Genomic DNA, 11,535 nt, shown 5'->3' on the forward strand with positions numbered 1-11,535 from the left:
CTCACACCGGCTCGGTCCGGCGCAGCTGCCCGGACGCCTCGGCCACGATCGTGGTGGTCGAGGCGAGGCCCGGCGGGGTGAGCGGCAGCCGGATGTCCCGCTCGAGGCGCACCGTGACGGTGTCGCCCTCGAGCCGAACCTCGACCACCCGGACGTCCGGCGTGCCGCGCACGTGCTCGACGATGCGGGCCCGGGCCACGTCCGGGTCGACGACCGTGATGCCCGCCGCGTAGAAGGCCTCGAGGTCGAGCGCGTCCGCCGCGGCGACGACGGCCGTGTCGGCCAGCCCGTTGAGTCGCTGACGCTCGAGGAAGGCGTCGGACGCGTTGACCACGACGACCGCCAGCAGGCCCACCACGGCAAAGAAGCCCACCGTCACGAGCGTGATCTGACCACGATCGGCCACCCTGCGCGCTCGCCTCACCCTCGCCCCTCGCGATACGTGCCGTACGCGTGGGTGTGCGTCGCGTCGACCGAGATGACCCCGAGGGTGTCGCCGAGCACCGTCGGCAGCAGCGGCAGGGGCTGGTCGACCGAGACCACGACCCGGACGCTCGAACCGGGCTGCAGGCAGTCGGTCGGGTCCGGCAGGCAGACGATGTCGACGACGGCGCCCGTGACGCCGTGATCGGCCAGCGCCACCTGGACCGCCTGGTCCGCTCGCGCTTGGGCCGTGACGACGTCCGGAGCCCGCACGAACGCCCGGCCCGCCGCCTGGCTCGCCGACGACACCGCGAACGCCGCGCGCTGCGCCTCGAAGACCGACAGCAGGACGTAGACGAGGGGAACCAGCAGCAGGACCGTGAGCCAGACGAACTCGACGGTCGCGGCTCCTCCGTCACGGCGGCGACGAGACCTCATGGCGCGACCTCCCTGACCGCGTGGCCCGTGACCTCGACCGTCATTCCAGGTCCCAGCAGGCCCAGCGCCGGCACCTCGCTCACGACCGTGACCTCGACCCCAGGCACCCCCGCCACCGCTGCGGGCCTCACGCTGACCGCACGGACGAAGTGGCCGCCGATGCCGGTGTCGATCTGGGACCGCGTGCGCTCCTCCCCTGCCCCCGGCGCAGCGTCGAGCGCGGCCTGCGTGCGCGCGCCCTCGGCGGCGGCCGCGGTGGTCACGTTGCGCACGTGCATGACCAGGGCAACCTGCATGATGCCCAGCACCAGCGGGATCACGACCAGCATCACCAGCACGAAGTCGACGACGGCGGCGCCGGACTCGCGCCGCGGGCCGCGACGGAGCTCAGCCACCGACCGAGGCGAGCGCCTGCTCGAGGATCCGGGCCAGCTCCGGGCCGGCGATGGCCGTCAGGAGCGCCACGATCCCGGCGCTCATGACCGTGATCATGACCCAGCCGGGCACGTCGCCGGCGTCGTCGTGCCGGCGTGGGCGCCGGAGCTGGCGGCGCAGGAAGGATGCGTGTCGGGACATGGTGTTCCTCTCAACTTCCAGACGTGAGCTGCAGGCCGACCACGCCGGGATAGAACGCGAAGACCACAGTCACGGGCAGGATCGCGAACACGACGGGGACCATCATGAGGACCTCGCGACGCCCGCCGGACTCGATCAGGGAGCGCCGGGCGGACTCACGAGCGTCGGCGGCCTGGGCGTGCAGGACGTCGACGAGGGGCGTGCCGCGCTCGACGGCGCCGGCCAGGGCCTCGGCGAAGCGCGAGATGCTGCCCACGCCCGTGCGGGACGCCAGCGCGTCGAACGCCTCGGCGACCGTGCCGCCCGCATGGACGTCGGCCATGACCCGGCGCAGCTCGTCGGCGAGCTCGCCGTGGGCCAGCGCCGAGACCCGCTGCACCGCGACGGTGGGGCTCTCGCCGGCGGCGACCGCCAGTGCCAGCAGGTCGGCGACCGTCGGGAACTCCTGCTCCATCGCGCGTTCGCGATCCTCGACCCGGCGCGAGAGGTCGTGGTCGCACCACCACGCGGCGGCCAGCGCGCCGACCCAGCAGAAGACGAGCAGGGCCAACGGTTGCGTCGGTCGACGCGCCGCCGCCGCCAGGCTGATCGCGATGCAGACCCCCGTGGCCGCTCCGACCCAGCGAAGCTGCCGCAGCCGGAAGTCCTCCACCTGCAGCGGCGACCCGAGGCGGTCCAGGCGCCGACGGACGTCGGCGTCACCCCCGATCGCGTTGGCGACGGCCCGGCCGGCCGCTCTGATCCGGTCGGAGATCGGCACCGCCGCCGCGTCGTCGGCGGGCAGAGCCGATACGGCGCCGACGTACGGCGCGACGCGGTCCAGGAGCCTGGGCCTGCGGGTGCCGGCCCATCCCGCGACGACGAGCACGAGGCCGAGCGCAAGGGCCCCGGCCACGGCTCCGCCGGCCGCCGGGGTGATCATGCGAACACCCGCCGCTCGCTCGGGAGGCGCCCGATCCGCATCATCAGGCGGTAGGCCACGACACAGACCGCGGCGCCACCGACGACGATCAGGCCACCTGTGGGCGTCGAGTAGCGGTCGACGACGTCGGGGCGTCCGGCCATGCTCAGCAGCACGAGCCACGGGGCGGCGACGGCGAGCCGTGCGCCGTTGACCGTCCACGACTGGCGCGACTCGAGCTCGCCGCGGGTGCGCAGGTCGTCACGCAGGAAGCCGGACAGCGATCGCAGGACCCGGCCGAGATCGCGACCGCCGACGTGACGCGTCAGACGGAGCGCCTCGACGACACGGTCGCCCGTGGGGTCGGCCAGGCGCACCTTCAGCCGGTCGAGCGCGTCGTCGAACCGGCCCGACGAGGCGTGGTCGCGCCCGAACTGGGCGAAGTACGGGCGCAGCTGCTCCGGCCCTCGGCGGCCCAGGGCCGCCACCGCCTCGGGCAGGGACATCCCGGACCGGACGCCGGCGGCGAGGTGGTCGATGGCATCGGGCCAGGCCGACCGGCGCTCACGCAGGACGCGCTCACGGCGACCGCGCCGCACCGCGCCGGGGGCGACCGAGGCGAGCAGGCCCACGCCGAGAGCGATCGTGGGCGACCCGGTCAGGCCTGCCGTCACGACCCAGGCGCCAGCGGCGCAACCCGCGACGATCCCGACACGCCGCCAGGGCAGCCGGATCTGCCGGCCGGCGGCACGCCGGAGTCGCGTCGGGTTCGGCGTCGACCACCACGACGCGATGAGCGTGAGGCCGAGCCCGACGGCCAGACCGATCAGTACCCCCACGACCCACCTCCGAGCAGCGCGTCGAGATCGAGGCCGGCGCGGGTGAACGCGTCGCGCCTGGCCGGGCGACCCACGGCGCGCACGAGCTCGCCACCGCGACGCTCGAAGACCGGTTCGCTCTCGACGCTCCCGGACTCGACACGCCCGGTGACGGCCACCACCTCCTGCACCGCCCGTCGCCCGGACGCGTCCATCGCGGTGTGGACCACGAGGTCAACGGTGCTCGCCACGGTCGGCACGACGAATCCGGCGCCGATGTTCTCGCCGGCGAGCAGCGGCAGGGTGCTGAGCTTCGCGAGCGCCTGGCGTGCGGAGTTGGCGTGGATCGACGCCAGGCCCGGCAGTCCGGAGTTCAGGGCCAGCAGCAGGTCGAGGCACTCCGCGGCCCGCACCTCGCCGATGATCAGGCGGCTGGGTCGCATGCGCAGCGACTCCTTCACGAGCGCGCGCAGGTCGATCTCGCCGTTGCCCTCCAACCCCGGCGGACGGCACTGCAGCTGCACCCAGTCGGGGTGCGTGATCTGCAGCTCGTAGACCTCCTCGGCCGAGACGATCCGCTCGTGCCCCGGGATCGCGCCGGCCAGGCAGTTCAACAGCGTCGTCTTGCCGGCCTGGGTGGCGCCGGAGACGACGATGTTGAGCCCGGCCACGACGCTGCCGCGCAGGAACTGGGCCGTCGCGGTGTCGAGCGTGCCCAGCTCGACCAGTGCCTCCAGGTCGTGTGCCCGGGCGACGAACTTGCGGATGTTGACCGCCGTGAACCCCTTCGCGATCCCGTCCAGCACCACGTGCAACCGGTGCCCACCCGGCAGGTTGGCATCGACGAACGGCTGACTCACGTCGAGACGCCGACCCGTGGTCGACAGCATCCGCTCGACCAGCTCACGCACCCCGTCGGAGGTCAGGATGATGCTCGTCAGCTCGTGCCGACCACCGCGCGCCACGAACACCCGATCCGGCGCGTTGATCCAGATCTCCTCCACCGTCGGGTCGTCGACCAACGGCTGCAGCACCCCCAGCCCGGCGACATCGGCCACCAACCGCGCGACCTCGACATCGGGCTCGTCGATCGTGCCCACCGCACCGGTCAGGCTCGTCCGCTCATGATCGGCCACCACGTCCTGCGCCGCCTGGCGCACCGCAGCCGGATCAGCACGCGGATCGATCCGGCGCTCACGCACCAGCTCACGCACACGCGTCGTCAAAGTCGTCGCAGGATCCACCCCTAGATCCCTCCGCTCGGGAAGTCGTGCCGACGAGACTGGCCCGACCCCGCAGAACTCTGCAACCACCCGAGCCGAAGGCTGTGGACGGCGGGGGCGCTGCGGGAGTGCCTCGACCGGCGTGGGTGAGGGAGACGGGAACCGGCCAGGGTCTCGATACGGGCTCGGCCGCGGGCGGCCTCCCCCACTCGACCAGCGGAGGTGGCCGGGTCTCGATACGGGCTCGGCCGCGGGCGGCCTCCCCCACTCGACCAGCAGGGGGTGGCGGGGTCTCGATACGGGCTCGGCCGCGGGCGGCCTCCCCCACTCGACCAGCAGGGGTGGCGGGGTCAGGCGTCGAGGGCGGCGTCGAGGGTGTCGAAGACCTGGGGGGTGTACTCCTCCGCCGGGGTGTCGTCGCCGGGCTCGCTGACGTCGACGTCGGGGTCGGGCAGGAGGCCGTCGGGGTCGACGAGGCGCACGTCGTGACCGTCGATGCGCAGGCGCCGGATTCCCTCCAGCAGCATGCGGCGGGCCACGTCGTGCACCCGGTGCACGCGGTGCAGGTCGATGACCACCAGGCCGTCACCCTCCGGCTCGGCCTCCAGTCCGCGCAGGACGCGCTCGGCCTCGATGAAGCGCAGGTCGCCCGCCACCTCGTGCACCGAGGGGGCGTCGTCGTCCTGGGCCTTGGGCACCCGCACGACCGACCGGGCCGACTCCGGCGCCTCCATGAGGTGCAGGCCCATGTCGGCCGAGAGCTTCTCGAACGCCCGCACGCCCCGGCTGCTGTTGCCGTGCTCGTCCAGGCGCGGCGAGAACACCGCGATGCCGACCTGACCGGGCAGCACGCCGATGAGTCCACCGGCCACCCCGCTCTTGGCCGGGATGCCCACCGTCGTGAGCCAGTCGCCCGCCGCGTCGTACATGCCGCACGTGGCCATGACGCTCAGCACCTGACGGGTCACCGCCGGCTCGAGCACCCGGCTGCCGTCGGCGGCCACACCGTTCGCGGCCAGCACCGAGGCCATCCGCGCGAGGTCCTCCACCGTGACCGAGACCGAGCACTGACGGATGTAGCCGCGCACGACGTCGGCCGGGTCGTCCTCGAGGGTGCCGACCGTCTTGAGCATGTACGCGATCGCCATGTTGCGGTCCGACGTCGCCAGCTCGGACTCGAAGACCTGCTCGTCGACCGACAGGTCGCGTCCGGCCAGGCGCGAGTACAGCTCGACGATGCGCGCCGACCGCGTGTCGGCGTCGCCGCCGGCCACCAGACCGTGGGCCGCGATCGCGCCGGCGTTGATCATGGGATTGCGCGGCCGACCCGTCGATGGCTCGAGCGAGATCTCGTTGAACGCATCGCCCGACGGCTCGACGTCGATCCGCTCGAGCACCCCCGCCAGGCCCTGGTCGATGATCGCCTGCGCGTAGGTGAAGGGCTTCGAGATCGACTGGATCGTGAACTCCACGTCGGTGTCACCGGCGCTGTAGACCTGACCGTCGAGGGTCGAGATCGCGATCGCGTACCGGTCGGGGTCGGCACCGGCCAGCTCGGGAATGTAGTCGGCCACCGCACCGTCGTCCTCGCCGCAGGTCTCGAGGAGCTCGGTCAGGTAGTCACTGATCGGGGCCTTCATGCCCTGATGCTGTCATGAACCGATTCCGTCCCCCCGGCGCGGGACACTGAGCCCCATGAGGTCCGATCTCGCCGCATGGCGCCTGGGTCCGCAGTTGCTCGCGGGCAACCCGGCGACGTCGCCGGAGGCCGTCGTGCGGCACTTCGGTGCCGTGCAGGCCCAGGAGCACTTGTGGGCACCGTGGGCGGTCGGCCGGCGTTGCGGTGCCACGTTCACCGTGGTGCTCGACGGGCTCTGGCCGGCCGGCGTCATCCGCACGCACGTCCTGCGCACCACGTGGCACTACGTGCACGCCGACGACCTCCCCGCCGCCATCGCGGCCACCGCCGACCGGGTCATGGGCCAGCTCGTGGGGCACGCGCGACGCGCCGACCTCGCTGAGCCACAGCTCGTCGCCACGAGCGAGGTCGTCACGCAGATCGTCCGGGAGACCCCGGGCTGCACGCGCGACCACATCGCCGAGCAGCTGCGGGAGGCCGGCGTCGAGCAGTCGTCGAACCGCCTGGGGTACGTCGTCATGGCCGCCGAGCTGCGCGGTGAGATCGGCGGCGAACGACGCCCGGGCCAGCACGAGTACCACCCGCTCGACCTGGCTCCCCCGCCCTCGACCGACGACGCCCTCGCCTGGCTCGCTCGCACGTATGCGCGCGGCCACGGCCCGGTCACGGCCCACGACCTCGCCTGGTGGTCGAGCCTCACGGTCCGCCAGGCACGCACCGCGATCGAGCTGGCTGGACTCGAGCCCGTCACCGTGGCCGGGCAGGAGCTCTGGTCGCTCGGGGAGCCCACCGAGGTCGAGGTGCCCCCGGTGCTGCTGCTGGCCAACTTCGACGAGGTCATCTCGCACGTCCGCGACGCAGCGGTCCGGGCCGATGTCGGCGAGATCTACGACGAGGCGATGTTCGCCCCCGGGCTGCTGTTCGTCGACGGTCGTCTGGCCGGTCACTGGCGTCGCACTGTCGCGGGTGGCCAGGTCGAGGTCGAGACCACCACTCGGCACCCGCTGAGCGCCGCGCAGCAGCGTCATCTGGACGCCGAGATCGACCGCTTCCGCGCGTTCCTGACGGACTGATCCAGGCTCCGTAGCCCAGCTCGCCCGCCCGTGCGACCCGACCTACCGATGGGTAGGCGACGACGGCTCGAGCGGGTCCGCGTGAGTGTCGTCACGACACCGCGAGCCCGGGAGTCCACCTGATGTCCGGCGCGTTAAGGTGAGGGCACATCCTCCCTGTTTTCACCGCGCTTATCGGAAGAGGCGATCCGGGCCGTGGCCGAGTCCTCCACCACTGACAACACCAACTCTCCCCAGCCGGACTTCGGCACCAATCAGTGGCTCGTGGAGGAGATGTTCGAGCGGTATCAGTCCGACCCGTCGTCGGTCGACGGCGAGTGGGCCGACTTCTTCGCCAAGGGAGGCACGCCGGACGGCGGCCCCGCGGACGCCAGCAACGGCACCGGCGCCACCAACGGCGCGAGCCCGGCGAAGGCCGCCAAGGCCACCGCCAGCGCGAACGATGCGAAGGCCGCCACCGCGCCGAAGGCCGAGCCCACGACCGCGGCCCCCACGAGCACCTCGCCCTCGGCGTCGAACGGCACGGTCCCTGACGGATCCAGCAAGTCGCCGGTCGCGAAGGCCTCGCCCACCGTCGTGAAGTCCACCGCGGCCGCCACGTCCGTGGCCGCGGCCACGCCGCCGCCCACCGATCCGGGCGAGGTCGAGAAGGTCGTGCTGCGCGGCGCCGCCGCCCGCACCGCCCAGAACATGGACGCGAGCCTCGCGGTGCCCACCGCCACCTCGGTCCGCTCCGTGCCGGTCAAGCTGCTGTTCGACAACCGCACGGTCATGAACAACCACCTCGCCCGCGCCCGCGGCGGCAAGGTCTCGTTCACCCACATCATCGGCTATGCGGTCGTCCGCGCCGTCGCCTCGCTCCCGGAGATGAACACCGGCTACGAGACCAACGACAAGGGCAAGCCGGTCCAGCTCAAGCCCGAGCACGTCAACTTCGGCCTCGCGATCGACCTGCAGAAGCCCGACGGCAGCCGTCAGCTGCTCGTGCCGAGCATCAAGGCCGCCGAGACCATGAACTTCGCGCAGTTCTGGCAGGCCTACGAGGTCATGGTCAAGAAGGCGCGTGACGGCAAGCTCGAGGTCTCCGACTTCCAGGGCACCACGGTCTCGCTCACCAACCCCGGCGGCATCGGCACCAACCACTCGGTGCCGCGCCTCATGGCCGGCCAGGGCGTCATCGTCGGCGTCGGCTCGATGGAGTACCCGCCGGAGTTCCAGGGCGCCTCGGAGCACACGCTCGCGCAGATGGCGATCAGCAAGATGATGACGCTGACCTCCACCTACGACCACCGCGTCATCCAGGGCGCGCAGTCCGGCGAGTTCCTCAAGCGCGTGCACCAGCTGCTGATCGGCGGCGACGGGTTCTACGACGAGATCTTCCAGGCCCTGCGCATCCCCTACGAGCCCATCCGCTGGGCCCAGGACATCGCCGTCAGCCACGACGACGACATCGACCGCCAGGCCCGCGTCCTGGAGCTCATCCACGCCTTCCGCGTCCGCGGTCACCTGATGGCCGACACGAACCCGCTGGAGTACAAGCAGCGCAGCCACCCCGACCTCGACACCGCCTCGCACGGCCTGACCTTGTGGGACCTCGACCGCGAGTTCCCCACGGGCCCGTCGTTCGGTGGCGAGCGCCGCTACATGAAGCTGCGCGAGATCCTCGGCATCCTGCGCGACTCCTACTCACGCACCGTGGGCACCGAGTACATGTACATCGAGGACCCGGCTGAGCGCCGCTGGTTCCAGGAGCGGCTCGAGCGCGGCTACACCAAGCCGCCGCGCGAGGAGCAGCTCCGCATCCTGGCCAAGCTCAACGAGGCCGAGGCCTTCGAGACGTTCCTGCAGACCAAGTTCGTCGGGCAGAAGCGCTTCAGCCTCGAGGGCGGCGAGACCACGATCCCGCTGCTCGACGAGATCTGTGAGGAGGCTGCCGGCGACGGCCTCGAGGAGGTCTGCATCGGCATGGCCCACCGCGGCCGCCTCAACGTTCTGGTCAACATCGCCGGCAAGAGCCCCGGCGCGGTCTTCCGCGAGTTCGAGGGCAACATCGACCCGCGCACCGTGCAGGGCTCGGGCGACGTCAAGTACCACCTGGGGGTCGAGGGCGAGTTCACCTCCGAGCACGGCGACACGATCAAGGTCTCGGTCGCGGCCAACCCGTCGCACCTCGAGGTCGTCGACCCGGTGCTCGAGGGCGTCACCCGCGCCAAGCAGGACGTCCTGAACCGGGGCGAGGAGTTCCCGGTGCTGCCGGTGCTCGTGCACGGCGACGCGGCCTTCGCCGGTCAGGGCGTCGTGGCCGAGACGCTCAACCTGTCGCAGCTGCGTGGCTACCGCACGGGCGGCACGATCCACGTCATCGTCAACAACCAGGTCGGCTTCACCACCAGCCCGTCCTCGTCGCGCTCCTCGACGTACTGCACCGACGTCGCCCGGATGATCCAGGCGCCGGTCTTCCACGTCAACGGCGACGACCCCGAGGCCTGCATCCGGGTCGCGGCGCTCGCCTACGAGTACCGCAAGACGTTCCACAAGGACGTCGTGATCGACCTGATCTGCTACCGCCGGCGCGGGCACAACGAGGGCGACGACCCCTCATTCACCCAGCCGCTGATGTACGACACGATCGAGAAGAAGAAGTCGGTGCGCAAGCTGTACACCGAGGCCCTCGTCGGTCGTGGTGACATCACCCTGGAGGAGGCCGAGGCGGCCCTGGCCGACTACCAGGCCCGCCTGGAGCGCAACTTCAAGGACGTCAAGGAGGCCGAGCACTCCGACGCCGACTACACGCGCACCCCGGACTACCCGGAGAAGCCCGAGCTGCCCGGGGCCCTGCAGACGGCCATCACGCCGGAGGTCCTGAAGGCCGTCGCCGACGCGTACACCAACGTGCCGGAGGGCTTCACGGTCCACCCGAAGGTGCTCCCCCAGCTGCAGCGCCGCGCCGCGTCGATCACGGCCGGCCCGATCGACTGGGGCACGGGCGAGATCCTCGCGATGGGCTCGCTGCTGCTCGACGGCCGTCCGGTCCGCATGGCCGGCCAGGACTCGCGTCGCGGCACGTTCTCCTCGCGCTTCGCCACGATCATCGATCGCCAGAACGCCGACGAGTGGACCCCGCTGTCCAATATCGCCGAGGACCAGGCGCCGTTCTTCATCTACGACTCGCTGCTCAGCGAGTACGCCGCGCTCGGCTTCGAGTACGGCTACTCCGTGGCCCGGCCCGAGGCCCTCACGATCTGGGAGGCTCAGTTCGGCGACTTCGTCAACGGCGCCCAGTCCGTCATCGACGAGTACCTGTCGTCGGGCGAGACCAAGTGGGGCCAGAAGTCCGGCGTCGTGCTGCTGCTGCCGCACGGCTACGAGGGCCAGGGCCCCGACCACTCCTCGGCCCGCATCGAGCGCTTCCTCGCGCTCGCGGCGAACGACGAGATCACGATCGCCCAGCCGTCGTCGCCGGCGTCGTACTTCCACCTGCTGCGCAAGCACACGCTGGAGGCCGAGCACCGTCCGCTGATCGTGCTCTCGCCGAAGTCGATGCTGCGCAGCAAGGCCGCCGCGTCGCAGCCCGACGAGTTCACGAGCGGCACGTTCCGCCCGGTCATCGGCGACGACACCGTCGACCCGGACCAGGTCGAGCGCGTCCTGCTCGTCACGGGCAAGCTGGCGTGGGAGCTCATCGCCGAGCGCGAGAAGCGCGAGGACACCCGCACCGCGATCGTGCGCGTCGAGCAGCTGTACCCGCGTCCGGCCGCCGAGCTGTCGGCCGAGCTGAGCCGCTACCCCAAGCTCAACGAGGTCCGCTGGGTGCAGGACGAGCCGGAGAACCAGGGCGCCTGGCCGCACGTCAAGCACCACTTCACGGGAGCCTTCGACGGCGCCCCACTGAAGGGCGTCACGCGGCCCGAGTCGTCCACGACGGCCGTGGGCTCGCACCCGCGCCACGTCGCCGAGGCGCGGGAGCTGCTGGACCGCGCGTTCGCCTGAGTCGAGCGGAGCACGCATGTACTTCACCGATCGTGGGATCGAGGAGCTGCAGTCGCGCCGGGGTGACGAGACCGTCACCCTGGCGTGGCTCGCCGAGCGGCTGAGCGAGTTCGTCGACACGAACCCCGAGTTCGAGGTGCAGATCGAGCGCTTCGCCACCTGGCTCGCCCGCCTGGATGATGACGAGGACTGACCGAGCGCAGCGAGGGAACGTCCGAGTCAGGTCGAGTCGTCCACGGCCGAAGGCCGTCTGACTGTACCGAGACCCGGCCAGCTGAGGCACCCGCCCGCCACCGGCCGGCACACCCGCACGCCGTCAGGCGCGGGGGTCTCGATACGGGGCTCGCAGAGCTCGCGAGCACTCGACCACCGGACGGGAACCAGCCGGCACACCCGCACACCGTCAGGTGCGGGGGTCTCGATACGGGCCTCGTCCCTCGCCCCACTCGACCAC

At 71.7% G+C, this 11,535-nt stretch carries 11 protein-coding genes; 3 read left to right on the plus strand and 8 right to left on the minus strand.

Translation table 11 applies throughout. The features are described 5' to 3' along the window. Position 1: 1 nt before the first annotated feature. The 8 genes from KAG51_RS12625 to KAG51_RS12660 all read right to left on the minus strand — a co-directional run bounded on the left by KAG51_RS12625 (position 2) and on the right by KAG51_RS12660 (position 6,019). Complete coding sequence (locus KAG51_RS12625) at positions 2–406, minus strand: pilus assembly protein TadG-related protein (protein WP_290584192.1); 405 nt, start codon at positions 404–406, stop codon at positions 2–4. Positions 407–420: 14 nt separating this feature from the next. Beyond that, positions 421–861, minus strand: coding sequence for a hypothetical protein (locus KAG51_RS12630; RefSeq protein ID WP_290584193.1), 441 nt, complete (start codon positions 859–861; stop codon positions 421–423). Continuing rightward, complete coding sequence (locus KAG51_RS12635; protein WP_290584194.1) at positions 858–1,256, minus strand: TadE family protein; 399 nt, start codon at positions 1,254–1,256, stop codon at positions 858–860. Before KAG51_RS12635 ends, KAG51_RS12630 begins: the two co-directional genes overlap by 4 nt. After that, positions 1,249–1,437: a hypothetical protein gene (locus tag KAG51_RS12640; protein WP_290584195.1), complete on the minus strand. Its 189-nt coding sequence runs from the start codon at positions 1,435–1,437 to the stop codon at positions 1,249–1,251. Before KAG51_RS12640 ends, KAG51_RS12635 begins: the two co-directional genes overlap by 8 nt. A gap of 10 nt (positions 1,438–1,447) precedes the next feature. Then, positions 1,448–2,359 (minus strand): type II secretion system F family protein, encoded by a 912-nt coding sequence (locus tag KAG51_RS12645; RefSeq protein WP_290584196.1) that lies wholly within the window; start codon positions 2,357–2,359, stop codon positions 1,448–1,450. Then, positions 2,356–3,177: a type II secretion system F family protein gene (locus KAG51_RS12650; RefSeq protein WP_290584197.1), complete on the minus strand. Its 822-nt coding sequence runs from the start codon at positions 3,175–3,177 to the stop codon at positions 2,356–2,358. The genes KAG51_RS12645 and KAG51_RS12650 overlap by 4 nt, the downstream gene beginning before the upstream one ends. Next, positions 3,165–4,400: an ATPase, T2SS/T4P/T4SS family gene (locus KAG51_RS12655; protein WP_290584198.1), complete on the minus strand. Its 1,236-nt coding sequence runs from the start codon at positions 4,398–4,400 to the stop codon at positions 3,165–3,167. The genes KAG51_RS12650 and KAG51_RS12655 overlap by 13 nt, the downstream gene beginning before the upstream one ends. A 329-nt stretch (positions 4,401–4,729) precedes the next feature. After that, complete coding sequence (locus KAG51_RS12660) at positions 4,730–6,019, minus strand: glutaminase (protein WP_290584199.1); 1,290 nt, start codon at positions 6,017–6,019, stop codon at positions 4,730–4,732. Positions 6,020–6,074: 55 nt separating this feature from the next. On the opposite strand from KAG51_RS12660, the gene KAG51_RS12665 reads away from it, so the two are divergent. The 3 genes from KAG51_RS12665 to KAG51_RS12675 all read left to right on the plus strand — a co-directional run bounded on the left by KAG51_RS12665 (position 6,075) and on the right by KAG51_RS12675 (position 11,274). Then, positions 6,075–7,091: a winged helix DNA-binding domain-containing protein gene (locus KAG51_RS12665; RefSeq protein ID WP_290584200.1), complete on the plus strand. Its 1,017-nt coding sequence runs from the start codon at positions 6,075–6,077 to the stop codon at positions 7,089–7,091. A gap of 195 nt (positions 7,092–7,286) precedes the next feature. Beyond that, positions 7,287–11,081 (plus strand): multifunctional oxoglutarate decarboxylase/oxoglutarate dehydrogenase thiamine pyrophosphate-binding subunit/dihydrolipoyllysine-residue succinyltransferase subunit, encoded by a 3,795-nt coding sequence (locus KAG51_RS12670; protein WP_290584201.1) that lies wholly within the window; start codon positions 7,287–7,289, stop codon positions 11,079–11,081. A gap of 16 nt (positions 11,082–11,097) precedes the next feature. After that, positions 11,098–11,274, plus strand: coding sequence for a DUF6104 family protein (locus KAG51_RS12675; protein ID WP_290584202.1), 177 nt, complete (start codon positions 11,098–11,100; stop codon positions 11,272–11,274). Positions 11,275–11,535 lie beyond the last annotated feature (261 nt).

Origin of the sequence: Aeromicrobium sp., assembly GCF_023146395.1 — a bacterium.
Lineage (GTDB): Bacteria > Actinomycetota > Actinomycetes > Propionibacteriales > Nocardioidaceae > Aeromicrobium.

Bases quoted from the DNA above. Each gene is read 5' to 3' on its own strand.
- KAG51_RS12630 (WP_290584193.1), bottom strand. From the start codon at position 861: ATGAGGTCTCGTCGCCGCCGTGACGGAGGAGCCGCGACCGTCGAGTTC.
- KAG51_RS12640 (WP_290584195.1), bottom strand. From the start codon at position 1,437: ATGTCCCGACACGCATCCTTCCTGCGCCGCCAGCTCCGGCGCCCACGC.
- KAG51_RS12645 (WP_290584196.1), bottom strand. From the start codon at position 2,359: ATGATCACCCCGGCGGCCGGCGGAGCCGTGGCCGGGGCCCTTGCGCTC.
- KAG51_RS12660 (WP_290584199.1), bottom strand. From the start codon at position 6,019: ATGAAGGCCCCGATCAGTGACTACCTGACCGAGCTCCTCGAGACCTGC.
- KAG51_RS12665 (WP_290584200.1), top strand. From the start codon at position 6,075: ATGAGGTCCGATCTCGCCGCATGGCGCCTGGGTCCGCAGTTGCTCGCG.
- KAG51_RS12675 (WP_290584202.1), top strand. From the start codon at position 11,098: ATGTACTTCACCGATCGTGGGATCGAGGAGCTGCAGTCGCGCCGGGGT.